The sequence below is a fragment of the Kribbella sp. NPDC051770 genome, assembly GCF_040681455.1.
In the GTDB taxonomy this organism is placed as follows: Bacteria; Actinomycetota; Actinomycetes; order Propionibacteriales; family Kribbellaceae; genus Kribbella.
In genome coordinates this window covers 12,045-38,453 of record NZ_JBFAYT010000004.1, presented here as the reverse complement: position 1 = coordinate 38,453, position 26,409 = coordinate 12,045, and the positions used below count along the sequence as shown (strand labels likewise).

The 26,409-nt window shown below is 70.3% G+C and carries 25 protein-coding genes; 14 read left to right on the top strand and 11 right to left on the bottom strand.

What is annotated here, in order from left to right; translation table 11 throughout:
- Positions 1 to 6: 6 nt before the first annotated feature.
- The 3 genes from AB0M01_RS15030 to AB0M01_RS15020 are packed head-to-tail and all read left to right on the top strand — an operon-like array spanning position 7 to position 4,261.
- Positions 7 to 897 (top strand): fumarylacetoacetate hydrolase family protein, encoded by an 891-nt coding sequence (locus AB0M01_RS15030; protein ID WP_363669559.1) that lies wholly within the window; start codon positions 7 to 9, stop codon positions 895 to 897.
- Positions 894 to 2,348 (top strand): aldehyde dehydrogenase (NADP(+)), encoded by a 1,455-nt coding sequence (locus AB0M01_RS15025; RefSeq protein ID WP_363669557.1) that lies wholly within the window; start codon positions 894 to 896, stop codon positions 2,346 to 2,348. The genes AB0M01_RS15030 and AB0M01_RS15025 overlap by 4 nt, the downstream gene beginning before the upstream one ends.
- Complete coding sequence (locus AB0M01_RS15020; protein WP_363669555.1) at positions 2,345 to 4,261, top strand: IlvD/Edd family dehydratase; 1,917 nt, start codon at positions 2,345 to 2,347, stop codon at positions 4,259 to 4,261. The genes AB0M01_RS15025 and AB0M01_RS15020 overlap by 4 nt, the downstream gene beginning before the upstream one ends.
- Here AB0M01_RS15020 and AB0M01_RS15015 read toward each other — a convergent pair.
- Both AB0M01_RS15015 and AB0M01_RS15010 read right to left on the bottom strand, forming a co-directional pair.
- Positions 4,182 to 4,799 carry a hypothetical protein gene (locus AB0M01_RS15015; RefSeq protein ID WP_363669553.1) on the bottom strand — a complete coding sequence of 206 codons (618 nt, stop codon included), beginning with the start codon at positions 4,797 to 4,799 and terminating at the stop codon, positions 4,182 to 4,184. The two genes, AB0M01_RS15020 and AB0M01_RS15015, sit on opposite strands and share 80 nt — an antisense overlap.
- A gap of 88 nt (positions 4,800 to 4,887) precedes the next feature.
- On the bottom strand, positions 4,888 to 5,337 hold the full coding sequence (locus AB0M01_RS15010) for an HNH endonuclease (RefSeq protein WP_363669552.1): 450 nt from the start codon (positions 5,335 to 5,337) through the stop codon (positions 4,888 to 4,890).
- 145 nt (positions 5,338 to 5,482) lie between these two features.
- Here AB0M01_RS15010 and AB0M01_RS15005 point away from each other — a divergent pair, with 145 nt between their 5' ends.
- From AB0M01_RS15005 to AB0M01_RS14995, 3 genes are all read left to right on the top strand, one after another.
- On the top strand, positions 5,483 to 5,890 hold the full coding sequence (locus AB0M01_RS15005) for a DUF3151 domain-containing protein (protein WP_363669551.1): 408 nt from the start codon (positions 5,483 to 5,485) through the stop codon (positions 5,888 to 5,890).
- Between the two features lie 43 nt (positions 5,891 to 5,933).
- Positions 5,934 to 6,671, top strand: a complete 738-nt coding sequence (locus AB0M01_RS15000; RefSeq protein WP_363669549.1) for a 2-phosphosulfolactate phosphatase — start codon at positions 5,934 to 5,936, stop codon at positions 6,669 to 6,671.
- A gap of 168 nt (positions 6,672 to 6,839) precedes the next feature.
- Positions 6,840 to 8,042, top strand: coding sequence for an MFS transporter (locus AB0M01_RS14995; RefSeq protein ID WP_363669547.1), 1,203 nt, complete (start codon positions 6,840 to 6,842; stop codon positions 8,040 to 8,042).
- Here AB0M01_RS14995 and AB0M01_RS14990 read toward each other — a convergent pair.
- Positions 8,033 to 8,851, bottom strand: a complete 819-nt coding sequence (locus AB0M01_RS14990) for a helix-turn-helix domain-containing protein (RefSeq protein WP_363669545.1) — start codon at positions 8,849 to 8,851, stop codon at positions 8,033 to 8,035. The two genes, AB0M01_RS14995 and AB0M01_RS14990, sit on opposite strands and share 10 nt — an antisense overlap.
- Before the next feature lie 57 nt (positions 8,852 to 8,908).
- On the opposite strand from AB0M01_RS14990, the gene AB0M01_RS14985 reads away from it, so the two are divergent.
- Complete coding sequence (locus tag AB0M01_RS14985; protein WP_363669543.1) at positions 8,909 to 9,397, top strand: VOC family protein; 489 nt, start codon at positions 8,909 to 8,911, stop codon at positions 9,395 to 9,397.
- 319 nt (positions 9,398 to 9,716) lie between these two features.
- A complete protein-coding gene (locus tag AB0M01_RS14980) occupies positions 9,717 to 11,009 on the top strand; it encodes an adenylosuccinate synthase (RefSeq protein WP_363669541.1) in 1,293 nt (430 codons plus the stop codon).
- Positions 11,010 to 11,057: 48 nt separating this feature from the next.
- Here the strand turns inward: AB0M01_RS14980 and AB0M01_RS14975 are convergent, their stop codons facing one another.
- Positions 11,058 to 13,139 carry a serine/threonine-protein kinase gene (locus AB0M01_RS14975; protein ID WP_363669539.1) on the bottom strand — a complete coding sequence of 694 codons (2,082 nt, stop codon included), beginning with the start codon at positions 13,137 to 13,139 and terminating at the stop codon, positions 11,058 to 11,060.
- 94 nt (positions 13,140 to 13,233) lie between these two features.
- Positions 13,234 to 15,327, bottom strand: a complete 2,094-nt coding sequence (locus AB0M01_RS14970) for a sialate O-acetylesterase (RefSeq protein WP_363669537.1) — start codon at positions 15,325 to 15,327, stop codon at positions 13,234 to 13,236.
- 175 nt (positions 15,328 to 15,502) lie between these two features.
- Here AB0M01_RS14970 and AB0M01_RS14965 point away from each other — a divergent pair, with 175 nt between their 5' ends.
- Entirely contained in the window at positions 15,503 to 16,099 is a 597-nt protein-coding gene (locus AB0M01_RS14965; protein ID WP_363669535.1) for a DJ-1/PfpI family protein, read from the top strand.
- On the opposite strand, the gene AB0M01_RS14960 is transcribed toward AB0M01_RS14965, so the two are convergent.
- The 3 genes from AB0M01_RS14960 to AB0M01_RS14950 are packed head-to-tail and all read right to left on the bottom strand — an operon-like array spanning position 16,084 to position 18,347.
- Complete coding sequence (locus AB0M01_RS14960) at positions 16,084 to 16,602, bottom strand: hypothetical protein (protein ID WP_363669533.1); 519 nt, start codon at positions 16,600 to 16,602, stop codon at positions 16,084 to 16,086. The genes AB0M01_RS14965 and AB0M01_RS14960 overlap by 16 nt on opposite strands.
- On the bottom strand, positions 16,599 to 17,729 hold the full coding sequence (locus tag AB0M01_RS14955; RefSeq protein ID WP_363669531.1) for an SAM-dependent methyltransferase: 1,131 nt from the start codon (positions 17,727 to 17,729) through the stop codon (positions 16,599 to 16,601). Before AB0M01_RS14955 ends, AB0M01_RS14960 begins: the two co-directional genes overlap by 4 nt.
- A 51-nt stretch (positions 17,730 to 17,780) precedes the next feature.
- The gene (locus AB0M01_RS14950) at positions 17,781 to 18,347 is read right to left on the bottom strand and encodes a TetR family transcriptional regulator (protein ID WP_363669529.1); all 567 of its coding nucleotides are present in this window, start codon (positions 18,345 to 18,347) and stop codon (positions 17,781 to 17,783) included.
- A gap of 93 nt (positions 18,348 to 18,440) precedes the next feature.
- Here AB0M01_RS14950 and AB0M01_RS14945 point away from each other — a divergent pair, with 93 nt between their 5' ends.
- Complete coding sequence (locus AB0M01_RS14945) at positions 18,441 to 19,298, top strand: SDR family NAD(P)-dependent oxidoreductase (RefSeq protein WP_363669527.1); 858 nt, start codon at positions 18,441 to 18,443, stop codon at positions 19,296 to 19,298.
- Between the two features lie 98 nt (positions 19,299 to 19,396).
- On the opposite strand, the gene AB0M01_RS14940 is transcribed toward AB0M01_RS14945, so the two are convergent.
- The gene (locus AB0M01_RS14940) at positions 19,397 to 20,101 is read right to left on the bottom strand and encodes an SDR family oxidoreductase (protein WP_363669525.1); all 705 of its coding nucleotides are present in this window, start codon (positions 20,099 to 20,101) and stop codon (positions 19,397 to 19,399) included.
- A gap of 90 nt (positions 20,102 to 20,191) precedes the next feature.
- Here AB0M01_RS14940 and AB0M01_RS14935 point away from each other — a divergent pair, with 90 nt between their 5' ends.
- Positions 20,192 to 20,782 carry a TetR/AcrR family transcriptional regulator gene (locus AB0M01_RS14935; RefSeq protein WP_363669523.1) on the top strand — a complete coding sequence of 197 codons (591 nt, stop codon included), beginning with the start codon at positions 20,192 to 20,194 and terminating at the stop codon, positions 20,780 to 20,782.
- Between the two features lie 3 nt (positions 20,783 to 20,785).
- On the opposite strand, the gene AB0M01_RS14930 is transcribed toward AB0M01_RS14935, so the two are convergent.
- A complete protein-coding gene (locus tag AB0M01_RS14930) occupies positions 20,786 to 21,904 on the bottom strand; it encodes a glycoside hydrolase family 88 protein (RefSeq protein WP_363669521.1) in 1,119 nt (372 codons plus the stop codon).
- A 180-nt stretch (positions 21,905 to 22,084) separates the two neighbouring features.
- Here AB0M01_RS14930 and AB0M01_RS14925 point away from each other — a divergent pair, with 180 nt between their 5' ends.
- Complete coding sequence (locus tag AB0M01_RS14925) at positions 22,085 to 23,302, top strand: alginate lyase family protein (RefSeq protein WP_363669519.1); 1,218 nt, start codon at positions 22,085 to 22,087, stop codon at positions 23,300 to 23,302.
- Positions 23,303 to 23,355: 53 nt separating this feature from the next.
- Here the strand turns inward: AB0M01_RS14925 and AB0M01_RS14920 are convergent, their stop codons facing one another.
- Positions 23,356 to 24,168: a siderophore-interacting protein gene (locus AB0M01_RS14920; protein ID WP_363669517.1), complete on the bottom strand. Its 813-nt coding sequence runs from the start codon at positions 24,166 to 24,168 to the stop codon at positions 23,356 to 23,358.
- 120 nt (positions 24,169 to 24,288) lie between these two features.
- Here AB0M01_RS14920 and AB0M01_RS14915 point away from each other — a divergent pair, with 120 nt between their 5' ends.
- Together AB0M01_RS14915 and AB0M01_RS14910 are read left to right on the top strand one after the other, a co-directional pair.
- Positions 24,289 to 25,362, top strand: a complete 1,074-nt coding sequence (locus tag AB0M01_RS14915) for an iron chelate uptake ABC transporter family permease subunit (RefSeq protein ID WP_363669515.1) — start codon at positions 24,289 to 24,291, stop codon at positions 25,360 to 25,362.
- Positions 25,362 to 26,408 (top strand): iron chelate uptake ABC transporter family permease subunit, encoded by a 1,047-nt coding sequence (locus AB0M01_RS14910; protein ID WP_363669513.1) that lies wholly within the window; start codon positions 25,362 to 25,364, stop codon positions 26,406 to 26,408. The genes AB0M01_RS14915 and AB0M01_RS14910 overlap by 1 nt, the downstream gene beginning before the upstream one ends.
- Position 26,409: the final 1 nt, after the last annotated feature.

Below are 26,409 nucleotides of genomic sequence, written 5' to 3'. Positions count from 1 at the left end.
GAATCCATGCACGTGGTCCGATTCCAGTCTCCCGGCGGCCGTCCGCAGGCCGGCGTCCGAACCGGTGACACGGTGGCACCGGTTCTCGGCGTCACCGACCTGGCCGAGCTGCTCCGGCTGACCGCCGGGGAGTTCCAGGCGGCGGTGGCCAAGACCGGCGACCCGGTCGACGTCGGCAGCGTCAAGCTGCTGCCGCCGCTGGACGGCCGCGGGGAGGTCTGGTGCGCGGGCGTCACGTACGAGCGTTCGCGCGGCGCCCGGATGGAGGAGAGCGGCGACGAGGACATCTACGACCGGGTCTACTCGGCCGAGCGTCCCGAGCTGTTCCTCAAGTCGCCGGCCTGGCGGCTGGTCACCGACGGCGAGCAGATCGGTATCCGGGTCGACTCCGGGCACGACGTACCGGAGCCGGAGCTGGCGATCGTCGCCAACGCGCACGGCGAGATCGTCGGGTTCACGGTCTGCAACGACATGAGCTCGCGCTCGATCGAGGGCGAGAACCCGCTCTACATCCCGCAGGCGAAGGTGTTCGCCGGCGGCTGCGCGCTGGCCAGCGGCATTCGCCCGGTCTGGGAGGTCGCCGACCCGAAGGACCTGACCATCGACCTGGTGATCCGCCGCGGCGGCGCCGCGGTCTTCACCGGTACGACGTCGACCGCGCAGCTGATCCGCGGCCTGCAGGACCTGATCGACGTCCTGTTCGTGCCGAACGACTTCCCCGACGGCGTGATCCTCGCCACCGGGACCGGCATCGTGCCCGAGCTCGACTTCGCCCTGGCCGCCGGTGACGAGGTCGCGATCTCGATCAGCGAGGTCGGAACCCTGACGAATACGGTGGTCGTGGGACGTGAACCCTTCGCGTACCTGGCCGCTGAATCCCTGGAGGAGAACCGATGAGCACCGACACCACCCCCGCCGAGCTCGAGCAGGCGCTGGCCGACGCGGCCGCGGCCGCGGCGCCGCTGGCGGCGTCGGCGCCCGCCGTACGGGCCGGGTGGATCCGTGCGGTCGCCGACGCGCTGGACGCGGCGAGCGGCGAGCTGGTGCCGATCGCGCAGCGGGAGACCTCGCTGCCGGAGGCGCGGCTGAAGGGCGAGGTCGGGCGGAGCAGCGGGCAGCTGCGGATGTTCGCCGACGCGCTCGAGGAGGGGGCGCTGCTCGAGGTGATCATCGACACCGCCGACGCTGACGCGAAGCCCGTTCCGCGGCCCGACCTGCGGCGGGTGCTGGTGCCGCTCGGGCCGGTGCTGGTGTTCGCGGCGAGCAACTTCCCGTTCGCGTTCAGCGTCTGCGGCGGTGACACGGCGTCGGCGCTGGCCGCAGGCTGCCCGGTGATCGTGAAGGCGCACCCGGGACACCCGGAGCTCTCGGTCCGGACCGCCGAGGTGATGATCGAGGCGCTGACCGCCGCCGGTGCCCCGGCCGGGACGCTCGGCCTGATCCAGGGGTACGACGTCGGCGTGACCGCGCTGAAGGACCCGCGGATCACCGCGGCCGGGTTCACCGGCTCGGTCCCGGCGGGCAAAGCGCTGCACGAGATCGCGGTCACCCGGCCGGAGCCGATCCCGTTCTACGGCGAGCTCGGCAGCCTGAACCCGGTCTTCGTCACCCAGGCCGCGATCGATGCCCGCGGCAACGAGATCGCGACCGGGTACGTCGGTTCGTACACGCTCGGCGTCGGGCAGTTCTGCACCAAGCCGGGGCTGCTGTTCCTCCCGGCCGGGCACGGCCTGCAGGAGCAGCTGGTCGAGGCGACCGGCGGCGTCGCGCCGGCCACGATGCTGAACGAGCGGATCGCCGACGGCTTCTCGTCCGGGCTCGACCGGCTGCGCAAGGTCGACGGGCTGCGGGTGTGGAGCGAGGGCGGCGGCGCGACGCTGCTGCAGACCACCGTCGCCGAGCTGCTGGCGCGGTCGGACGAGATCCTCGAGGAGTGCTTCGGGCCGGTCTCGATCGTCGTCGAGTACGCCTCGGTCGACGAGCTCGTCGCCGGCGTCGAGTCCTTCGGTGGCAACCTGACCGCCACGCTGCACGCCGAGTCGTCGGACGCCGAGTTGGCCGCTCGGCTGCTTCCGCTGCTCACGGCGCGCGCCGGCCGCGTCCTGTGGAACGGCTGGCCGACCGGCGTCGCCGTCTCCTGGGCCCAGCACCACGGCGGCCCGTTCCCGTCCACGGTCGGTTCGATCCACACCAGCGTCGGCGTCACCGCCGCCCGCCGCTTCCAGCGCCCGGTCGCGTACCAGGACACCCCGGACGCGATCCTCCCCGCCGTACTGCAGGACCAGAACCCAGCCGGTATCACCCGCCGAGTCAACGGAACCATCACCACCGCGGAGGTTTCTCGATGACGGACCTGCCCCCGACGAACGACCCGAACGACGTTGGATCTCCCGCCGCCGAAGGCGAGGCGGGGGCGGAAGGCCTCTCTCCCTCCTCCCTCCAGCGCGATGCCGGAGGCGAGCCGACTCCGGAGAAGACGGGGCGGCCGGCTGGAGAGCCGCCGAGTGCGGCGAGCGGCCACACCGGTCGCCGCAGTTTCGACCACTGGTTCGGCGAGAAGGACCGCAACGGCTTCATCCACCGCTCCTGGATGCGAGCCCAGGGCTTCTCCGACGAGGTCTTCGACGGACGCCCGGTCATCGGCATCTGCAACACCTGGTCCGAGCTGACCCCCTGCAACGCCCACCTGCGCCGCCTCGCCGAGTCCGTCAAGCGCGGCGTCTGGCAGGCCGGCGGGTTCCCGCTCGAGTTCCCGGTGATGTCGCTCGGCGAGACCATGCTCCGCCCGACCGCCATGCTGTTCCGCAACCTGCTCAGCATGGACGTCGAGGAGTCCCTGCGCGGCAACCCGATCGACGGCGCCGTCCTGCTCACCGGCTGCGACAAGACCACCCCCGGCTCGATCATGGGCGCGGCCTCGGTCGACCTGCCGACGCTCGTGGTGACCGGCGGCCCGATGCTGAACGGCAAGTTCCGCGGCTGCGACATCGGCTCCGGTACGGCGGTCTGGCGCTTCACCCAGGACCGCAACGCCGGCCGGATGTCCGAGGAGGACTACGCCGCCGCCGAGTCGGGCATGTCCCGCAGCAACGGCCACTGCATGACGATGGGCACCGCCTCCACGATGGCCTGTATGGCCGAGGCGCTCGGCCTCCAGCTCACCGGCTCCGCGGCGATCCCCGCGGTCGACTCCCGCCGGTACTCGATCGCCCAGCAGGCTGGTCAGCGGATCGTCCAGATGGTCCACGAGGACCTGAAGCCGAGCGACATCCTCACCCGCGACGCCTTCGCCAACGCCGTACGGGCGAACGCCGCGATCGGCGGCTCGACGAACGCGGTGATCCACCTGCTGGCGATCGCCGGCCGGGTCGGCGTCGACCTGACGCTCGACGACATGGACGAGTGGGCGCGCGGCGTCCCGTGGCTGGTCGACCTGCAGCCGTCGGGCAAGTACCTGATGGAGGACTTCTACTACGCCGGCGGCCTCCCCGCGGTGATGCGCGAGATCCTGCCGCTGCTCAAGGCGGACGCGATCACCGTGACCGGCAAGACGATCGGCGAGAACGTCGCCCGCGCGGAGCGCACCGACTGGAGCGGCCAGGAGGGCGAGCCCGCGCATCCGGTGATCCGCCCGGTCGGCGACCCGCTCGGCAGCGGCGCCGGGACGGCGGTGCTGAAGGGGAATCTCGCGCCGGACGGCGCCGTGGTGAAGCAGTCGGCGGCGTCGGAACGACTGCTGCAGCACCGGGGGAAGGCGCTGGTCTTCAGCAGCATCGAGGAGTACGACAAGGCGGTCGACGATCCGGACCTGGACGTCGACGAGGACACCGTGCTGGTGCTGCAGAACTCGGGGCCGCGGGGTTACCCGGGGATGCCGGAGGTCGGCAACATGACCATCCCGCGCAAGCTGGCCGAGATCGGTGTGGACGACATGGTGCGGATCTCGGACGCGCGGATGAGCGGTACGGCGTACGGCACGGTGGTCCTGCACGTCGCGCCGGAGGCCGCCGTCGGCGGCCCGCTCGCGCTGGTCCGCACCGGCGACTGGATCGAGCTCGACGTCCCGAACCGCCGCCTCCACCTGGATGTGTCGGACGAGGAGCTCGCCAAGCGCCGCGCCGACTGGCAGCCCTCCACAGCACCCACCGACCGCGGCTGGGCCCGCCTGTACGTCGAACACGTCACCCAGGCGAACCAGGGCTGTGACCTCGACTTCCTGATCGGCCGCACCGGCTCCGACGTCGCCCGCCAGAGTCACTGATGAGCGCCGACGAGCCCCACCCGGCTGCGCCGGGCGGGGGTGGGGTGGGGGGAGAGGGAGCCGCCGCCCCCGGGGCCACGGCTTCGCCGGGCCAGCCCGGCACCACGCGCCCGCAGCCCTCGGCGTTCCAGGAGATGACGCCGGGGCCGAGAGGGTTTCGCACATGCCGTACGACGTCATCGTCTGCACGGCACCCACGGCCGCGGAGGACCTCGGGGACCTCAGCCAGCGTGAGGTGCACTTTCGTCAGATCCAAGCCCCACAAGGGCAAACCGTGCAGGGCCGCAGCCGACTGGTGGCTCGCCGTACGGCCTGACGACTCGCGCAGGAGCTGGAACGTCCGGCGGACGTGCAGGGTCTCGTCGGTGACCAGGGTCAGGTCGCGGATGACGGCGTACGGGCGGGGGCGGAGGGGGCGCCAGCCGCCGGTGCTGAGGAAGGAGTCGATGTCGGGGTCGGAGTAGCCGCAGGCGCGGGCGTCGGCGCGGGTGAAGACGCCGCCGCGGATCGCGCGGAGCACGGTGAGAGTTGGGTTCACACCTCAGAAGATGCCGTGATCAACGCCAACCGCGACGGCCTTCACCCAAGCTGTGGACGACCCCGGAAAAGGGCATAAAAAAGGCCCGTCATGTCTCGATGACGAGCTCGGCGCGGGTCGGTACCCAGGGTTGCCACAGCAGGGGCATGTCGGCCTCGGACGGCGTCCGGTTGCCCTTCCGCTCGTTGCAGGCGGCATGGGCGGCGACCGCGTTCAGCCACTCCGTGCGGCCGCCCCTGGATCTGGGTTGGACATGGTCCATGGTGTCGGCGTTCTCGAGCCCGCAGTAGGCACACCGGAACCGGTCGCGCCGCAGCACGCCGTGCTTGCTGTACTTCATCCGGCCGGCCGCGTAGCGCCAGTGGGTGACCACGTAGCGGACCAGGCGCAGCACCCGTGGAACCGGAAAAGGGCCGATGGTCCGTTCGCCGTGCGCCTCTTCGACCACTGCCACCTCGCGCACCAGCATCCGGATGGCGTGCTGGATCGAGACGGTGTGCAGCGGTTCGTACGACGCGTTCAGGACGATGACACTCATCCGGTGCCTCCTCTCCGGCCGTAGCTGGGAACCACGGCGGTACGACGCAGGGTCTCAAGCATCCGTGGCCGGTACGTGAACGGTCAACGGATTTCGTCAGACGGTCACGTGCCGGGCCGGCTGCGTGATCGGCGAAGATGTGCCTATGGAATTGAACAATCTGCTGAGCGGTCCTCCCGAGACCCTACTCCCCGAGGACCCGGCCGCGGCGGAACTCGCCGCCGGACTCGCTCCGGTGGACGCGGCCGCCAAGTACCCGACCTCGTCGCTGGCCTGGTCCCAGCTGGCCGAGGCCGCCTTCGCGGACGGCCGCACCATCGAGGCCTACGCCTACGCCCGGACCGGTTACCACCGCGGGCTCGACCTGCTCCGCCGCAACGGCTGGAAGGGTCACGGCCCGGTGCCGTGGGAGCACGAGCCGAACCGCGGGTTCCTGCGCTGCCTGGCGGTGCTCGGCAAGGCGGCCGCGGTGATCGGCGAGAAGGAGGAGGCCGAGCGCTGCGCGACCTTCCTGCGCGACTCGTCGCCGACTGCTGCCGACGTGCTGAGCTGAAACCTGCTTGTCGGGTGCTGAGCCGGCGGGAATGATCTCGCCGGTGAGCAGCCCTTACGCACAGACCGCGTACCGCGTCGGTTTCGACTGGGGACCGGCCGGTGCCGCCGCCGTACCGGGTGCCGTGGTCGCGGTCGTCGACGTCCTCTCGTTCACCACCTCGGTGACGGTCGCCGCCGACCGCGGCATCACCGTGCTCCCGTACCGCTGGCGGGACAGCAGTGCGATCGAGTACGCCGAGAAGCACGCCGCCGCGCTTGCTGTCGGCCGGTCGGAGGCGGGTGCGGACGGGATCAGCCTGTCCCCGGCGACCATCCGCCGGGCGGCAGGTGTGGAGCGGCTCGTGCTGCCGTCGCCGAACGGCTCCACGATTTCCCAGCAGCTCGCGGACAGTGGGTCGACGGTCGTGGCGGTGTCGCTGAGAAACGCAGCTGCTGCTGCGGAATGGGCAGCGGCACAAGCAGTACAAGTCGTTGCCATCGCTGCAGGTGAGCGCTGGAGGGACGGGTCGCTGCGGCCCGCTGTGGAAGACCTGTGGGGCGCCGGCGCGTTCGTGGCGAGGCTGCAGGAGCTGGGCGTTGGGCCGCTGTCGCCGGAAGCGCGAGCGGCGGCTGCGGCGTACCGGGAGGTGGCTGATGAGCTGCCCGAGATGCTGCGCGAGTGTGCGGGTGGGCAGGAGCTGAAGCAGTACGGCTTCCCTGAGGACGTCGCGATCGCGGGTGAGGTGAACAGCAGCCGCAGCGTTCCCGTCCTGCGCGCTGGGGCCTTCGTAGTAGACTGAACGCGCTAGAACACCCTCATCGATGTTCTGCCCGGTGACATAGCCGGCGGGCGGCGTGCGTCCCCGCTTCCTGCCGAACATGGACGGTTGTAGGCGGCACTGACGGACCGAACGAGCTGGACGCCCACGGTCAGATCACCGCCCCGCCGGGTAGCGAAAGGCTCACCCGTGCCGGCACTCACCGGACGGATCAGCACGCCCCGCACCAGCTACCGCAGCGTCCTCGCGACGCCGGGCGCGTGGAAGTTCTTCCTGGCCGCGGCTCCCGCGCGGATCGGTATCGCGATGACCGGCCTCGGCATCGTCTGGCTGGTGCACGGCTCCACCGGCTCGTACGCCGTGGCCGGCAGCGTGACCGGCGGCTTCGCCGTCGCGGAGGCGCTCGCCGGGCCGCAGGTGGCCAGGCTGATCGACCGCTACGGCCAGACCCGCATGCTGCCGATCACCCTGCTGCTGCACGCGGCCGCGGTCACCCTGCTGATCACTCTCACCACCACCCACCATCCCCAGAGCGTCCTCATCGCCGCAGGTGTCCTCGCCGGTGGCACGCTGCCCCAGGTCGGCGCGCAGACGTCAGCCCGTTGGGCTCATGCCCTCCGCGGCAAGCCAGGACTCAACACCGCCTTCACTCTGGAGGCTCTGAGCACCGGTGTCGCCTTCATGGTCGGCCCAGCGCTCATCGGCACGGTCAGCTCGCTCACCTCGCCAGTAGTCGGCTCAGTACTGGCCACCAGCCTCCTGGTTGGCGGCGGCCTCTCGCTGGCGCTGCAACGCGGTACTGCTCCACCGACCGCGGCCAAACAGGTGCGCGACAGCTCAGCACGCCTTCTGCACAAGGGGTTTCTGGCGCTGGTCGCAGTCAGCGTCGGCATGGGCCTGTTCTTCGGAAGCATGCAGGTGTCCGTCACAGCCTTCGCAGTCGGCGACGGCAGCCCGTCCCTGGCCGGTCCGCTCTACGCGATCACGAGCCTGGCCAGTCTCGTCGCAGGCCTCGTGTACGGCGCAAGGCAGTGGCCGATGCAGCCGGCGAAACAGTTCGTCCTGGCACTGGCCACTCTGACCGTGACCTCGGTCCCGCTACTCCTGGCCGACAGCCCGTTGGCCCTGGGGCTGACGCTCGCCCTTCCAGGCTTGGCGATCGCACCGATCCAGACGCTCTCCGCGGTGCTCACCGAGCAGGAGGTCGCGCCGAGGGTTCTCACGCAGGCTTTCACCTGGCTGAACTCCGGAGGCGCAGCCGGAGTCGCCCTCGGTGCGGCCTTCGCCGGCCAGGTCGTGGACGCTCACTCGCCCCGCCACGGCTTCGCGCTCGCCCTCGCGGCAGCGGTGACGGCGACGGTGTTCGGGTTGGCGGCCAAGCGTCAGCGGTAGGTGATCTGCCGCTCGGCAGCGGTCCGCGCGGCGTAGTCGGTCGGGGTGAGGCCGATCTGGTCCTTGAACTCGCGGGTGAAGTGGGCCTGGTCGAAGTAGCCGAGCGCGACGGCCAGGTCGGCGAGCTCGGTGACCTGTCCGCGGGCGAGCAGCTCGGCGCCGTCGTGCAGGCGGTAGCGGCGCAGCACCCACTTCGGGCCGACGCCGACGTACCGGCGGAAGAGGCGCTGCAGCGTACGGATCGGTACGCCGAACCGCTCGGTGATCTGGTCGACCCGGGTGATCGAGCGGTCCTCGGCCATCGCGGCGACGATCTCCCGGACCAGCGCGTACGACGGGTCGTCGGCGACCAGGTGGTCGGCCAGGTACGCCTCGACCACGGCGCGACGGCGTACGTCGGTCTCCGCGGCGAACATCAGGTCGGCGAGCCGGTCGGCGTCCGGGAACACATCGGTCAGCGGCAGCACCTGGTCGCGGAACGACGCCACGTCGCGCCCGGTCAGCGCGCCGAAACCGCCGGCCCAGAACTTGACCCCGAAGGCCCGGCCGCGGCCGGTCAGCTCGCGCTCGAACTTGCGGGTGCAGACCCCGTTCAGGAACGCGCCGCCGGGCTGCTCGAAGGTGACGTTCACGCTCGGGTAGGGCAGCACCTCGGCGACGTACGGCGTACCGAGGTCCCACTCGACGATCCAGTACCACTCGACGAAACGGCCGACGGTCGGCCCGGGCGCGAGCCTGGTCAGCGAGCGGTGCCGGGCCTGCTCCTGCGGGTGCAGGATGCCCTTCTCGCTGTCCGGGGGCTGCGTCACGCTGGCTGTCGCTTTCTTCCAAGACCGGGAGGGCCGGTACGGCGTTGACTGGATGTCATGACGACGAACACGGTAAACCCCGTCCCCGACGGTTATCACTCGCTCACGCCGTACCTGGCCGTCGACAACGGGCCGAAGGCGATCGAGTTCTACACCGAGGTCTTCGGCGCCGAGGTGGTCAGCCGGCAGGACATGCCCGACGGCCGGCTCGGGCAGGCCGAGCTGCGGTTCGGGAACTCGATGCTGCAGCTCAGCGACCAGATGCCGCAGATCGGGCTGCGGGCGCCGAACGGCGAGTGGGTGCACTCGTCGCTGGTGCACTACGTGCCGGACGTCGACGCGACCTTCGCGCGGGCGGTCGCGGCCGGGGCGACGCAGGTCGAGCCGGTGTCGACGTTCATGACCGGCGACCGGTACGGCACGGTGATCGACCCGTTCGGGCACCGGTGGGCGATCCTGACCAAGGTCGAGGACGTCTCGCCGGAGGAGGCCGACCGGCGGGTGAAGGAGTGGCTGGCGTCGAACCCGGAAGGGCTGGACGCCTAGGGCAACAGAAACCCGGGACATGAGACTGTCCCCGGACATGAGGAAGCGGCCCGCCGGAACCGTCCCCTGCGGCAGTTTCGGCGGGCCGCTGACTAAGAGTGTGCACGTGATCACCGAAAATCGCAAGCCCGTCCCGAGGCCGACGTCACTGACGCGGAAAGCTCTGCACGGACCCGGGGTCCGGTAGGCTTCGGTCGTAAGAGCCTGGAACGCCTGCCGGATGAACGTCTGGTGAAGCGTGCCGGGCTTCACCGTTTCCAGCGGCCGACCACTCGCGGCGATGATGCCGCAGGTCGACGCGTTGAAGAGGAGGGCTGAGATGCCCGCAATCGTGCTCGTCGGCGCCCAGTGGGGCGATGAGGGCAAAGGCAAGGCGACCGATCTGCTCGGCAACACCGGGACCGCGATCGACTACGTGGTGAAGTTCAACGGCGGCAACAACGCCGGCCACACCGTTGTCATCGGCACCGAGAAATACGCGCTGCACCTGCTGCCCAGCGGAATCCTGACCCCCGGCGTGACCCCGGTGATCGGCAACGGCGTCGTGGTCGACCTGAGCGTCCTGTTCGAGGAGCTGGACGCGCTCCAGGCCCGCGGGGTCGACACCAGCCGGCTGGTGGTGAGCGCGAACGCGCACGTCATCCCGCCGTACAACCGGACCCTGGACAAGGTGACCGAGCGGTTCCTCGGCAGCCGCCGGATCGGCACCACCGGCCGCGGCATCGGGCCGACGTACGCCGACAAGATGAACCGGATCGGGATCCGGGTCCAGGACCTGTACGACGAGAAGATCCTCGAGCAGAAGATCACCGGCGCGCTGGAGCAGAAGAACCAGCTGCTGGTGAAGGTCTACAACCGGCGCGCGGTCGAGATCTCCGAGGTCCTCGACGAGCTGCTCGGGTACGCCGAGCGCCTGCGCCCGATGGTCGCCGACACCAGCCTGCTGCTCGGCAAGGCGCTGGACGCGGGCAAGACGGTGCTGATGGAGGCCGGGCAGGCGACCCTGCTCGACGTCGACCACGGGACGTACCCGTTCGTCACGTCGTCGAGCGCGATCTCCGCGGGCGCCTGCACCGGCGCGGGCATCCCGCCGACCCGGATCGACCGGGTGATGGCGGTCGTCAAGGCCTACACCACGCGCGTCGGCGAGGGGCCGTTCCCGACCGAGCTGCTGGACGCCGACGGTGAGTGGCTGCGCCAGCAGGGCTTCGAGTTCGGGACGACGACCGGGCGGCCGCGGCGCTGCGGCTGGTACGACGCGGTGATCGCGCGGTACGCGGCCCGGGTCAACGGCGTCACCGACTTCGTGCTGACCAAGCTGGACACGCTGACCGGGCGCGAGAAGATCCCGGTCTGCGTCGCGTACGACGTGAACGGCGTCCGGCACGACGAGATGCCGATGACGCAGACCGACTTCCACCACGCCAAGCCGGTCTACGAGGAGCTCGACGGCTGGAGCGAGGACATCACCGGCTGCCGCAGCTTCGACGACCTGCCGAAGAACGCGCAGACCTACATCCGCACGGTCGAGGCGATGAGCGGTGCGCCGATCTCGGCGGTCGGCGTCGGGCCGGAGCGCTCGCAGATCGTGATGCTGGACGACCGGATCTGAGTCCTGCCGAACAAGGCGCTCCACAGCTGATGCTGTGGAGCGCCTTTTCTAGTTGATGAACGGCAGGTCGCGGATGACCGGGAGCTGGCGCAGGTCGCCGAGTGTAGGGCTGGGCAGCTGCGGCAGCTCGAAGGCGTTCGCCAGCGGGGTCCAGTTGGTGCCGCTCTGGTAGCCGCGGAGCGCCAGCACGCCGGTCACGACCAGCAGGGCGACGGTGACGAGCCCGCTGAGCCAGGCCGGGCGGAACACCGTCCGCAGGCCGGCCCTGGCGCCGTGGCGCAGTGACGAACCGCCCGGGCCGCCCCAGGCGCTCATCAGGCCGAACACCGCGCCGATGGCGATGCTGATCGGAGCCAGCAGCGGCCACTCGAAGCCCTTGCCCATGGCGATCACCAGCGTGGTGATGCCGCCGACGGTGAAGCCGACGATCAGCGGCAGCAGCGCGGCGGGGAGTGAGACGAGCGCGGCGCTGGTGAGGTGCACCGGGCTGGCAGCGACGGCGACCAGGCCGTCGGACTTGCCGCGGTAGCCGCGGGCCTCGCGGCGGCGCAGCAGCGCCGTACTGGACTTGTCGACCATGCGGGCGAGCACTGTCAGCGCGGCGGCGACCAGCATGCCGAGGACGGGCAGTACGGCGATCAGTGCCGCGAGGGCGAGCAGGAGCGCGAAGAGCAGGCCGCCGCGGGAGGCGGGCGGGAGCGGCGGGCCTGATGGGCGCTGCTCGAGTGCTCGGTTCTGCTTCTGAACAGGTTGGTGCTGCTGCTGGGGGACCGGGTAGTTGGAGGGCGGCGCGTAGTTCGGCCCGGTCGCTGGGCCGCCGAGCCCGCCGGGGGCCGACTGGTACGGGAGCGGCATCGCTGCCGGAGCGGCGGCGCCGGGGACAGGGCTGTATGTCGCCGGGTGGACCGGGACGGCTGCTGCCTTGGCGGCGAGCCGGGCGGCCTTCTGCTCGGCGGCGACGTCGCGCAGCTTGTCGCGGAGGGGTGCGAAAGCTGAGAGAGGCGGGATGACCGCGGGGACGAGCTGAGCGACAGCGGCCGGGTCGGAGGGGTCTTCGCCGGGCATCAGGCGAGTGCCGTCGGGCATCACGCGGGTGCCGTCCGGCAGCAGCTGCGTGCCGTCGGCCCTGACCTGGGTGCCGTCCGGGAGCACCCGGGTGCCGTCAGCAAGCATCTGAGTGCCGTCGCCCAGCACCTGCGTGCCTGCTTCTGCTGCTGACATCACCGTGGTCGGCGGGTGCAGCTGGATGGTCTCCGGCGCCGTCAGGACTGTCTTCTCCTCGGCCGCCGGCACCAGGGCGTCGCGGCCCTCGGCGTACCGGTTGAGGCCGGCCATGATCTCGATCTGGGTCGGGCGGTTGCGGCGGTCCGGCGAGAGCGCGGCGGCGAGCAGCGGCTTCAGGCGCGGGTCGAGGCCCTCCAGGTCGGCCTGGCCGCTGTGGACGCGGCTCAGCACGACCTCGAACGGGCCCTTGCCGAACGGGCGCCGCCCGGTCGCGGCGTACGCGGCGGTCGCCGCCCAGCCCCACCAGTCGGCCGACTCGGACACCATCTCGCCCTCGATCAGCTCCGGCGCCAGGTAGCCCGGCGTACCGATGACGAGCCCGGTCTGCGTCAGCCGCAGGTCGTCGGCGGCCTGGGCGATGCCGAAGTCGATCATCACCGGCTTGCCGTTGAACATCATCACGTTGCCTGGCTTGAGATCCCGGTGGATCACCCCTGCCGCGTGGATCGCCTGCAACGACTCGGCCAGACACCCGGCCAGCGGCAACCACCGCTGCGGCGTCAGCGGCCCCCGGTCGTCCACCTGCTCGTCCAGCGGGCGCCCCGGGATGAAGCGCGTCACCAGGTACGGCCGGTCACCCTGCAAGTCGTAGTCGAGCACCCCGGCGACCCCCGGGTGGTCGATCCGCCGCAGCGTCGTAGCCTCCCGCTCCAGCCGCGCCCGCGCGGTCGGGTCGTGCGCCACGTGCGACCGCAGCACCTTGAGCGCAACCTCACGCTTCTGCGGTCCCTCGGCCAGGTAGACCACCCCCATGCCGCCCTGCCCGAGCCGCCGGATCAGCCGATACGGCCCAATCCGCTCCTCCACCTCCAACGGCGCTGAAGGCTGTCCCCCTGTACCCGACATGCCATCTACCGTACGTCGCCAGAAGCGCAACCACCCGGCCAACCGTAGGACGCGGCCGGTGCCTCGGGGCGGTGGGCGCCGGCCGCGTCCTGGATCAGGTGACGGGAAGCTTGAAGGCGAGCAGCCCGGCCCCCGTCGCGTTGGTGATCCACGGCCCGGCGCCAAGATGACCCTGGTACGTGAGACCCGTGACACCGGTCGCCGGCCCCGACAGCGTCAGCACGAGCTTGCCGCCCGGCTGGTAGGCGACGGACGAGACGGTGACAGCTCCACCTTCCAACACGAAGTCAGACGCAACACCACCCGCCACCATGAGCGGGTCAGCAGAGCGAAGCTGTACGACAAGCTGCGAGCCACTAGCAGTCACCACAGACGGGTTCGGCGGCGCAACACCCGCCGACGGGCCGCCGTACAGGTCCCTGCCGAGTACGGCGAACGTGTGGTCGCCCATCTCCCGGTAGCCGCCCAGATACGCGTAGTGGCAGCCGTCATGGCCCGACAGCCCGTTGGTCGACAACAGCGTCACCCCGGCGGTGTCGCCGAGCTGCCGCTGAGCCTCGCGGACGTTGATGTTCGTCGTCGTGCCGCAAGGCGACGTACGCACCTGATACACGTAGTACTTCGCAGCGCCGAAGTCACTCCGCCAGTCCTGCAGCAGCGTGTTGAAGCCGCTCACATGCACAGCGGCGTTGTCATTGTCCGACTCGCCCTGATACCAGAGCACGCCTCGCACACTCCCCAGCACACCAGCAGCCCGCAGACGTTCCCGCAGCCGCCCGTAGTTCGTGCCGAGGTCGCCCGGGTTGCTGTCGTTGCGCTGGAAGAAGCTGATCGGCTGGCCGCCGTGCGCGCCGTTGAACAGAGCCACCGGGACCTTGTAGGTGTCGACGATCCTCCGGCCCATCCGAATCGCCCACTGGCCGACGGAGCCGGACTGGTTGGTCACGTCACCGGTCGCGTAGTGCCAGACCCGGTCGGCGCCCGAGATGGTGCCGTCGGAGGTCGGCGTACCGAAGCTGCGCAGGTACGGCGACTCCTCCGCGTTCGCAGCGCCGTTGTACTTGGCCGCCTCCGCGTTGGACTGCCCCTGCACCACCAGTACGTCGCCGGAGACCACGCCGTCGCGCCGAGCGACCACGCGGTCCAGCCCGGGACCAGTGGCCCGCAGCTCGAAGCTGTACTCGTGCAGCCCGGCAGTGATCCGCGGAGTGAAGCGGAACGACTTGGAAGAAGAGGTGAAGGTCTCGGTCCGACCAGCACCGGTCACGCGCAGCTGCACCCGCCGTACGCGGGGGTCGGTCACAGTGCCTGCCACCGGTACGACGGCGCCATTGCGGGCGTCTCGCGGAACCAGCTGCCGGTCCTGCGGCGACTCCGTCACGCTCACCACCGAGCTGCGCACGTACGCCGTCAGCCGCCGCTGCGAGTACCGCGTGGCGTTGTTGGCGAACGTCCAGTCCGGCTGGCCGCTCAGGTTGGTGCCGATGCCCAGCGACAGCACGCCGTTGGCCGACTCGGTGAACGTGTTGATCGCGAACACCTGCTTGGCCGCGAAGCTCGACGGCCGGTCGGCGCCGATCTGCCCGACCTGGAACGAGCCGTAGCCGAGCGGGGAGGTCGGGTTGTCGTCCACGTCGAAGGTGATCGGCGAGGCGTTGGCGACCTGCGTGCTGGCGCTCTCCTGGTACTGGTTCGGCCACATCTCCAGGTAGCCGGTCTGGCCGCTGCCGTTCGTCACGCCCGGGACGTTCGACCGGACCTCCAGGTCGCCGACCCGCTGCCGCACCAGCTCACCGGGACGCGTCGGCAGGCCGATCCGGGAGGCGGCCGAGCTGAACGGCTCCATGGCAGTCCACACCCACTGCGGCCCGTCCGGACCGTTCAGCTCGACGCAGTACCCGACCCGGTCGAAGTTGGAGCCGACCTCGCTCGTCCGGTCGAGGCTGTACGGCGGTGTCTGGTTCAGGTAGCTGCCGCGCTCGGGCAGATCGAGCTGGAGCACCGGGGTGAAACCCGCTGCAGCGCTGTCGCAGGAGGTAGCGGCAGCCGACGTGTCAGGGACGGCTGAGGCCGGAGAGACCAGTGCGTTGAGCGAGACGCCGCCGGCCAGCACGGTGGTGGCGACAGCGATGAGCGAACCGGCATGGGAACGACGTACCAGGGCGCGGGCGGGCGCAGAACGAGGCATGGACGGACCTCCGGTGGCGGGATGTCTCCACCATGGGTAGCGGTCCGCTCACTGTTCGTGCGAGCACCTTGCGCCCAGCGGTCCGATCCCTGCGCCCAGCGGTCTGGCCAGATCTTCCCGAAGACCGGCCGCCGGACGGCTGGTCGCAGCCGGCCGCAGCCGGTGGGATGGAGGCATGCGGATCGAGATGCTGGTGTTCGACGGCGTGGACGAGATGGACGTCATGGGCCCGTTCGAGGTGTGGAGCCACGCAGCTGCGCGCAGCGGTGAGCTGGAGCTCGCACTGGTCGGGTTGGACGGCCCGGTCGAGGTCACCGGTATGCACGGCCTGCAGTTCCGCGCACCGGAAGGTCTCGGTACGCCGGACGCGCTCTTCGTGCCTGGAGGCGGCTGGCTGAACCGGGCCGAGCGCGGCTCGTGGGCGGAAGCGCAGCGCGGCGTACTACCGGCCAGGCTCGCCGAACTGGCTCCGCAGCTCGACTGGATCGGCTCGGTCTGCACCGGCTCGATGCTCCTCGGTGCTGCCGGCCTGGTGAAAGGCCGTCCGGCTACCACCAACCGCAACGCGTGGGAGGAGTTCACGGCGTACGGTCCGGACCTGAAGAAGAACCGCGTCGTCGACGACGGCACTCTGATCACCGCCGGCGGCATCACCGCAGGCATCGACCTGGCCCTCCGCATCGTCGAACGCGCCCTGGACCCCGACCTGGCCGACCGCATCGCCGCCTCCATGGAGTACACCCGCGACCGCGACCTCTACGTCAGCAACTGATCCCACTGCCGGTCATCGCCCTCCCAGCGCCCGGGCTGAGTAGTGATGACCACAGCACCGGGCAGCGGCGTACGCCTGATCCACAGCACTTCGGCACGCGACGGCAGCACCGCCCGCACGGCCTGCAGGTCGTCCACGCTTATCTCGTCCAGCGCATCCTGCAGCACGTAGACGACCTGCTCACCCGAAGCGACCATCGCCCGCCAGCGCTCGGCGAGGAACGCGTACTTCTCCCGGACTGCCGGTAACTCGGCAGCGATCGCGTCGGCCGAGCTGAAGTCGTGGTAATACCGCACACCGGTGTCCCGGTCGAGTGCGCACTGTCCCTCGTCGTCAGGGACCACGTCCAGCAGCACGCCGTCGAAGTCCCTGGCGAGCAGACCGACCAGCGCCCGGTGGTCCAGGTCCAGCCAGTCGAAGTAGTTCGCCTGCTCGACTCCGGTGATCCGGCGCAGCTGGTACGTGCTCTCGCAGTGGCGGCCGAGTCCGACGTACCGGGTCATCGCCGGCGGAGCAGTACGCCGCGGCTGCCGCGTTTGCGCAGGTAGGCGCGGCCGCCGACCACTGGCTCGAAGCGTGGAGCGACCAGCTCGACCTGCTGCTCGACACTCCAGCCGCTCGGCCAGGTGCGAGCCGCCAACTCCACCGGCTCCATCGCCACGAACAGGTGGTCGGTGGGGAAGCGGTCCAACAACGCGAGGTCCTGCTCGTAGTAGAGCATCTCGATCAGCAGGTACGCCGAACCAGTGAGGCGCCGGGTCGTCGTCAGGTCCTCGTAGCTGTGCGGGTGCACCCGCACGTCCCCGCGCACCTCGCGGAGCCGCTCGTAGAAGGCCTGGTTGGGCTCGGTCGCGTCGACCGAGTAGCCCTCGGCGACGAGCCGGCTGGTCAGTGCGCCCTCACAGGCACCGACCTCGATCACCCGGCCGGCCGCCGGGTCCAGCCGCGACCGCACCCAGGCCACCGTCGCGTCCAGCCGTTCCAGCTCGTACGGCGACGTCGCGAACTCCCACGGGTCGGTGACCAGCGCGGCGTTCTCGCCCATGCTCCCCATCAGCGCGAACAGCCGGGCCCGCTCGTCCGGTGTCGAGCCGAAGAACCGCTCGACCGAATGCACCTTGCCGGTGAGCAGCGCGTTCTCGTCCTCCTCGTCCAGCCCGAGCAGGTCGGTGCCGTGGGTGTTGACGAAGTCCAGCTTCGCGTCGATCAGCGCCGGGCTGAGCCGCTCGTCGGTGTCGGTCACCCACTGGAACCACTGCGCGTCGCCGACCGCGTGCAGCACCGGCGCCCGGCGTACGAGGCCTGCGAGCTCGAGACCCCAGCGGCCGCGGCGCTCGCGGCTGTCGGCGGGGTTGTGGGTCCAGACGGTCGCCTCGACGTCGCCGGTCTCCAGCGCGATCGCGTCGGCGGCGGCGCCGGGCGAGAACGGCTTGGCGCCGTCGGCGGAGGTGGCGAGCAGCTCGGCGAGCGGTGCCAGGCGGCCGGCCAGCGGGACCCCCACCGGCAGCTTCAGGTAGGTGCCGCGGTCGGCGACGAGCAGGTGGACCTCACGGCCGCGGGCGGGGTCGAGGACGGACAGGAAATCGACGACTACATCTTCCGGACGGAGCACAGCGACGACATCGATCACTCCCCGATTTTACGCAAGCTCCCTGCGAAATGCCGGTCGAAGCGTGTCGGTTCAGTCCCGCAGCAGCGCGGCGACCGCCTCGGTGACGATCCTGCGCCGGTCCGCCGAGGAGGTCTGCTCGACGAGCGCGGAGTACTCCGGGGTCATGTTCGCCCACAGGGTGGCCTGGTGGATGACCAGGCTGAGCAGCACGATCGGGCTGTACCGCGTGGTCAGCAGGCCGTCGCGCTGGGCCTTCGCGATCGCCTCGGTCTTGTGCCGGTTGCTCTCGATGATCGCATCCAGCGGATCGTTCGTGCCGGCCCGCTCCAGCCGGTACCAGGTCGCCAGCCGCTGGATCTCGGGGTGCTGCTCGTAGCCGTCGAACAGGCGGCCGGCGTACTCCGGGAGGTCGGTCGGGTCGATCGGTGTCGCGCTCACGGTGTGCTCGACGATCTCGTTGAAGACCGCGTCGAACAGGCCGTCCTTGCTGCCGAAGTAGTGGTAGATCTGCGCCTTGTTCGAGCCGGACTCGGCGGCGATCCGGTCGACGCGCGCACCGGCGATGCCGTACGCGCCGAACTCCTTGCGGGCTGCCTGCAGCAGCCGCTTCCTGGTCGCCTCAGCGTCTCCGGCCATGCGCCGATGGTACCTCACTAACTAGATAGTTGACTCGCCTCGACTCGCGTGCTTCACTTCAACTAACCAGTCAGTCAGGAGTCAGGGAGCATCATGAAGGTCTTTCTCGTCACCGGCAGCTCACGCGGTCTCGGCCGCGCGATCGCCACGGCCGCGCTGGCCGCCGGGCACCAGGTGGTCGCCACCGCGCGCCGGCCCGAGCAGCTCGCCGACCTGGTCAGCCAGTACGGCGACCAGGTGCGCGCCGTCGCGCTCGAAGTCACCGATCTGGCCGCGGCGCAGGCGGCGGTCCAGGCCGCGGTCGACGCGTTCGGCCGGCTGGACGTGGTCGTGAACAACGCGGGCTACGCGAACTTCGTCGCCTTCGAGGACATCCCGATGGACGACTTCCGTGCGCAGGTCGAGACCAACCTGTTCGGCGTCGTCAACGTGACCCGGGCCGCGCTGCCGGTCTTCCGGGCGCAGGGCTCGGGGTACTTCGTCCAGGTGTCGTCGTCCGGCGGCCGGTCGATCGCGCCCGGGCTGTCGGCGTACCAGGCGTCGAAGTGGGCCGTGGGTGGGTTCTCCGGCGTGCTCGCGCGGGAGGTGAACCCGCTCGGGATCAAGGTCACCGTGCTGGAGCCGGGTGGCATGGCCACCGACTGGGCCGGGCCCTCGATGAAGGTCTACCCGGTGAGTGAGGCGTACGAGCCGTCCATCGGCCGGCTCCGCGACTACCTGTCGGGTGGGATGTCCGGGAGCGACCCGGCGAAGGTCGCGCAGGTCGTGCTGCAACTGGCGGACAGCGACGAGGTGCCGGAGCGGCTGCTGCTCGGGAGCGACTCGTTGATGGCTGTCGCGGACTACGAGGACAAGCGGGCGGCCGAGGCGGCGCAGTGGATCGAGACGAGCCGCTCGACCGACCCGGACGGTGCGACGCAGGAGAGCATGAACCCGGTGGCGCACCTGTAGGCAACCGACCTGCGCCGGCGTGCGGGTGGACCGCAGTCGGTCGCGACCTCCGCCGGCGCACCGGTGGTGACCTGGCCGGTCACCACCGGCCGGGCCGGTCAGCCGGCCAGCTGGGTGTAGACGGCCTCGATCGGCGAACCCGGAGCACCCTTGGCGAAGCGGGCGGTGTCATCGGCGAGCACCTCGTGGGCGCCGGCCTCGACGCCGTCCAGCGCGGCCTTGGCGATGTCGGAGGGCTTCTCCTTCGGAGCGTCGACGGCCGCGGCCATCTCGGTGTCGACGTAGCCCATGTGCAGGCCGGTGACACCGATGCCGCGGCCCGCGAGCTCGACCCGCAGCGCGTTGGTCTGCGACCACAGGGCCGACTTCGAGGCGGAGTAACCGCCGTGCAGCGCGACCCAGGACAGCGCCGACAGCATGTTCAGCAGGTGACCGCCGCCGTTGCGCTCGATCACCGGGACGAAGGCGCGGGTCAGCTCCAGCGGGCCGAAGAAGTTGACGTCCATCACCCGGCGGAGGTCCTCGACCGGGGTCTCCAGGTAGGTGTTGCCGGGGACGTCCATGCCGGCGTTGTTGACCAGCACCGTGACGTCCGGCGCGGCCTCGACCAGGGCCTCGATCGACGCCGGGTCGGTGACCTCGAGCGGCAGCGTGACCACCCGCGGGTCGGTGCTCGGCTCGGGCTTGCGGGAGGTCGCGTAGACCTTGGCCGCGCCGCGGGTGAGCAGTTCGTCGACGACGGCCTTGCCGATCCCGCGGTTGCCGCCGGTGACCAGGACGACGGCGCCTTGCAGTGAAGTCATGAGGAGCTCCGATGTCAGGAAACTGATCTGTTCCCAACGAACATACACCGATCGGTTTATTCGATCAAAACGGAGCGGTACGCTCGACGTATGAAGAGCCAGGCGACATCCCGCGAGCGGCTGCTGGAGGCCGCGAGCGAACTGTTCTACCGCGACGGCGTGAGCATCGGCGTGGACGCACTCTGCAAGGCCGCCGGGGTGTCGAAGAAGTCGATGTACCAGCTGTTCCGGTCCAAGGACGAGGTGATCGCGGAGAGCCTGGCCGCCCGCGGGCCGTACTACAACGCGCTGCTGCTGCCGAGCCCGGACGACGAGCGCTCGCCGCGGGCCCGGATCCTGTCGGTCTTCGAGCGCGAGGACGAGCGCGCGGCCGACGACGACTTCTTCGGCTGCCCGTTCGTCTCGACCGCGACCGAGCTGAAGAACCCGGAGCACCCGGGCAGCGTCGTCGCGCGGCACTTCAAGCAGGCGCTGACCGACTTCTTCCGCGCCGAGCTGGTCCGCGCGGGCGCCGAGGACCCGGACACGCTGGCCGTTCAGCTGACGATGATCTTCGACGGCGCCTCGGCCCGCGCGGTCGTTCGCGCCCAGCCGCTGCGCGGCGTCGGCGTCCAGTTGGCCGCGACGGTGCTGGAAGCAGCCGGCGTACGCGACGAAGAGCTCGCCGCGCACGCCAACTGACAACTAGCTGGTCAGCGTCGCGAGTTCTGCACCAGCCAGCAAGAACGCTCCGACCCCGAAGTCCGCGGTCGACTGGTAGTTGACCGGCTGGCTCGACTCCGGCCGGTCGCCGACCTTCTGGACGTAACCGAGGAAGCCGTCGGGGTGGACGGCGGTGGCGACCATCCCGTTCCAGGCCTTCGCGGCCACCGGCCGGAAGGTTGCCGACGGCACCAATCCGGCCTTCACGGCGTACGCCGTCGCGTAGCAGAAGAACGCCGTCCCGCTCGTCTCCGGTCCCGGCAGGTGATCGGGATCGCCCAGGTTGACGTTCCAGAAGCCGTCGCCGCGCTGGATCGGCCGCAACGCGCCCACCAGTTGGGTCAACGTCGACCTGTACTCCGCGACGTTCGCCTGCCCCGCGGGCAGCGCCTTCAGCGTCTTCACGTGCCCCGCCGCGACCCATCCGTTGCCGCGCGACCACAGCACCGGCTTCCCGTTCGGCGACACGATCTTGCCCGGCAGGAACCGGTCGTCGCGGTACCACAGCCCGCTCGACGGCACCCACAACCCGCGCCGCCGCTTGGTGTCGTTGTACAGCTGGTACAGCTTCGACCAGTACGCCGGATCGTTGCGCAGCCGCCCGATCCGGGCGAACGGCGGCATCGCCATGTGCAGCGCGTCGTCCCACCACCAGTCGTCGATCTTGCTGCTGGCAACCATCCGGCGCAGCGTCTCGGTTGCTCCGGTCAGCTTGTCCGCGGACGGCTCCACGTCGTACAGGTCGAGGTAGGCCTGGATCGCGTTGTGGTTGTCGGCGTGCCGGGTCTGGACGCCCTCGCGGATCCCGTACCGGTGCTTCTCGGCCCAGCTGCGGGTGTAGTCGAGGTAGCGCTTCTCGCCGGTCAGCCGGTACGCCGCCATCAGGCCGCTGAAGAAGGTCGCGCGGGCCCAGCCGTTGTCACCGGAGTCGGCGTGGGTGGCGATCCACTGGTCGGCGACGCGCCGGACCAGGGCGGTGATCTGGGCCCGCGACGGGACCACGTCGGAGGGCGGTGCGGCGTACGCGGTGGTGGTTACGGAGGGTAGTGCCGGGGCGGCCATGGCGACGGTTCCGAGGGTCAGGAACTGGCGTCTTTTCATGGGACAAGACCTCACTTCGTTCCAGAGGAGTGGGACAAATCAGCATTTTGTTCCACAGTGAAGTTTCTTCGTCTTTGGATATTGACGTGTTCACCCTGTGTCGTCAAACTTCCGAAAAGACCCTGCGGTAATGGGGGAATCGCAGTGTCCTCCCGCCCCCGGAGAACAGGACATCCGCCCATGCGAACCAAACCGATCCTGCTGGCCGCGGCTTGTGCCGCGCTCGTCGCCGGCACGCTCAGCAGTCCCGCCGTCGCGGCCACGAAGGCCGAACCGGCCGCCGCGAACCAGCCGTCCGCCGTCCTGGCGCCCGGTGCTTTCACCCACCCCGGAGTCGGGGTGAGCAGGCAACAACTCGACTTCGTCCGCGGCAAGGTGCAGGCCGGGGCGCAGCCCTGGACGAACGCCTACAACCAGGCGAAGAACAGCGCGTACGGCTCACTCAGCCGGACGCCGAAACCGCGCGCGGTGGTCGAGTGCGGCTCGTACTCGAACCCGAACTACGGCTGCACCGACGAGCGTGAGGACGCGATCGCGGCGTACACGACCGCGCTGGTCTGGTACATCACCCGCGACGACCGGTACGCGCAGAAGTCGATCCAGCTGATGGACGCGTGGTCCGCGACGATCCGCGACCACACGAACTCGAACGCGCCGCTGCAGACCGCGTGGTCGGCGTCGTCGTGGCCGAAGGCGGCCGAGATCATCAAGCACGTCTACGGCAACTGGCCGAACGCCGGGCGCTTCGGGACGATGCTGCGCAACGTGTACCTGCCCGAGATCATCAACGGCTCGAACTCCAACGGGAACTGGGAGTTGAGCATGACCGAGGCGATCCAGGGCATCGGGGTCTTCCTCGACGACAAGGCCGTCTACGACAAGGCGATCTCGCTGTTCCGGGTCCGGACGCCCGCGTTCGTCTACCTGGAGTCCGACGGCGCGCTGCCGAAGACCAAGCCGTCGCAGAACCTGAACACCCGCGACAAGATCGTCGCCTACTGGCAGGGCCAGGGCACCTTCGTCACCGGCCTCACCCAGGAGACCTGCCGCGACTTCGTCCACACCGGCTACGGCATCTCCGCGATCTCGCACGTGATGGAGACGTCGTACATCCAGGGCGAGAACCTGTACCCCGAGTTCGGTGAGCGGCTGCGCCAGGCGCTCGGCTTCCAGTCCAAGTGGGAGCGCAACCTGGAGCCGGTCCCGTCCTGGCTCTGCAAGGGCACCCTGAAGCGCGGCCTCGGCCCGATCACCGAGGTCGGCTACAACGGCCTGCACACCCGCCTCGGCGTCGCGATGGCCAACACCCAGGCCCTCACCGAGTCCCGCCGCCCGTCCGGCTCCAACAACCTCTTCGTGGCCTGGGAAACCCTCACCCACGCAGAGAACCCGAGCTGACCCAGCGGCAACACAACAGCGCCCCCGCGTGATCCGCGGGGGCGCTGTGCTGTTCAGATCTGGGCTTCGCCGCGTTTCCAGTAGCCCTGGAAGGAGATGTTCGCCTTCGGGAGACCGACCGTGTTGACCAGGTGGCGGCGGACGGTCTTGATCATGCTGGACTCGCCGGCGACCCAGGCGAAGTCGACGTCGGGCCGGAGCGCAGTGGATTTGAGGGCCGCGGGCAACCAACCGTCGGTGATCCAGGTGACGTCGGCTGTGCCGGGCGTCGGGAGCGGGCGGATGTCGCGCGCGTCGGGGACCTGGACGAAGACCGTGGCGTGGACGTCCACCGGGAGCTGCTCGAGGATCGTGGCGACCGCCGGGAGGGCGGTCTCGTCGGCGACCAGGAGGCGGTGACGGCTGGTTGCCGGGGGCACGTAGTCGACGCCGGACTGGAGCAGGCCGCGGGTGCTGGTGGTGTCGACCGCGAAGGGGACGATCAGGCCGACCTCGTCGCCGACCGTCGCCGTACTGACCCAGGCCGACGCCGGGCCGTTCACGCCGTGCAGGACGAACTCGATGTCGAGCTCCGCGACCGCGGGCCGCAGGGCGCGGATCGTGTACGTGCGCATCACGAACCGCTCGTCGGCCGGCATCGCGCACCACTGCGCGAACCACTCCGATCCCACCGGCAGCCGCAGCTCGCCGCCGTTCGGCGGGGTGAGCAGCACCTTGATCCGCTGGTCCGGCCCGGCCGGTACGACGTCCGCGAGCCGCGGCGCGACGAACGTCACCCGGCGCAGGTGCGGGCTGAGGTCCTCGATCGCCGCCACGGTCACGAGAACGGAGTCGAACGTGATGGGACGCTCGAGCACTGTGGTCATCGCAGGGTCTCCACGCGAAAGTAGTGACAAAGCAGGGGGCCTCGGATGCGTCCCGGTGGCGAGCGGGCTATTCTGAGGCGTCTAGAGGTAAGCCTTACCTAAGAGGATCCCAAAAGTCCAATGACCTCGCCGCCTGCCGCCGCGACCAGGCCGGCCACCCCCAGCCAGGACAGCGCGAACCGCCGTCCGCCCGTCCGGCGGACCACCCTGGTCGCCGGGCTGCTGGTGGCGGTCGCGCTGCTGCTCGTGGTCTGCCTGCTCAGCATCGCCGTCGGGTCCAAGCAGATCCCGTTCGGCACCGTGATGGACGCGTTGCGCCACTACGACGACACGAACACCGATCACGTGATCGTGCACTCGCTGCGGATCCCGCGAACCCTGATCGGTCTCCTGGTCGGTGCCGCGCTCGGCCTGTCCGGCGCGCTGATGCAGGGCGTCACCCGTAACCCGCTCGCCGACCCCGGCATCCTCGGGGTCAACGGCGGTGCTGCTCTGTTCGTTGTCGGCGGCATCTACTGGTTCGGCCTGACCAGCCTGACGGCGTACGTCTGGCTCGCCTTCGCGGGCGCGGCGGCCGCGTCGGTCGCGGTCTACGCGCTCGGTTCGCTCGGCCGCGAGGGCGCGACGCCGGTCAAGCTCGCGCTGGCCGGTGCGGCCCTGACCGCGATGCTCGGCTCGCTGACCACCGCGCTGCTGATCGGCGACGTGGACACCTTCGACCAGTTCCGGTTCTGGTCGGTCGGCTCGCTGGCCGGCCGCGACGCGAACATCGCCGCCCAGGTCGCGCCGTTCATCCTGGTCGGCATCGTGCTCGCGCTGGTCTCCGGCCGGCTGCTGAACGCGCTGTCGCTCGGCGACGACGTCGCCCGCTCGCTCGGTCAGCGGGTCGGCCTGGCCCGGGTGTTCACCGCGGTCACCGTCGTCCTGCTCTGCGGCGCGGCGACCGCGGCCGCGGGACCGATCGGTTTCATCGGCCTGACCATCCCGCACGTGGCCCGCCTGATCACCGGCCCGGACTACCGCTGGATCCTGCCGTACTCGATGATCCTGGCCCCGATCCTGCTGCTCGGTTCCGACGTGCTCGGCCGGGTCGTCGCCCAGCCGGGCGAGCTCCAGGTCGGCATCGTCACCGCGGTGATCGGCGCGCCGTTCTTCATCGCGCTCGTCCGCCGCCGGAAGCTGGCCGACCTCTGATGACCCAACTCACCGAGACCCCGGCGCAGGTCATCACCCGCGCCCGCACCGCCCGCCAGGCCCGCACGATGGTCGTCACGGTCGTCGTCGCGGTTCTGGTCTTCGCCGCGTTCTGCGTCTCGCTGTCGCTCGGCGACTTCAAGATCCCGGTCGTCGACGTGGTGAAGACCCTCTTCGGCCAGGGCGACAAGGCGACCGAGTTCATCGTCAACCGGCTCCGGCTGCCGCGCGCGCTGACCGCGCTGCTGGTCGGCGCCGCGCTCGGAATGTCCGGCGCGATCTTCCAGAGCATCGCCCGCAATCCGCTGGCCAGTCCCGACATCATCGGTGTCACGTACGGCGCCAGCGCGTTCGCCGTGTTCGCGATCGTCACCCTGGGCCTGACCGGCCCGGCGGTGGCCGGGATGGCGATCCTCGGCGCGCTGCTGACCGCGTTCACGATGTACGTGCTGGCTTGGCGGCGCGGCGTGTCGAGCTACCGGCTGATCCTGGTCGGGATCGGCATCGGCGCGATCGCGACCAGCGTCACGTCGTACCTGCTGACCAAGGCCCGGGTCGAGATCGCGCAGCAGGCGCTGATCTGGCTGACCGGCAGCCTGAACGGGCGGGACTGGTCGCACGTCCGGACGATGGCGATCACGCTGGTGGTGCTGGCGCCGTTCGTGGTGGTGCTGGTGCACCGGCTGCGGATCCTGCAGCTCGGCGACGAGACGGCGTACGGGCTGGGGCTGCGGGTCGAGGGATCGCGGCTCGGGCTGATCGTGATCGCGGTGCTGATGGCGGCGGTCGCGACGGCCGCGGCCGGGCCGATCGGGTTCGTTGCCTTCGTGGCACCGCCGATCGCCCGCCGGCTGACCCGCTCGCCGGGCCCGGCGATGATCACCTCCGCGCTGATCGGCGCGCTGGTGGTCGCCCTGTCCGACCTGATCGCGCAGCACGCGTTCGGGGACACCCAGCTGCCCGTCGGTGTGGTCACCGGTGTGGTCGGCGCGCCGTACCTGATGTTCCTGCTGGCCCGGTCCAACCGGGTGGGGAGTGGTGGCTGAG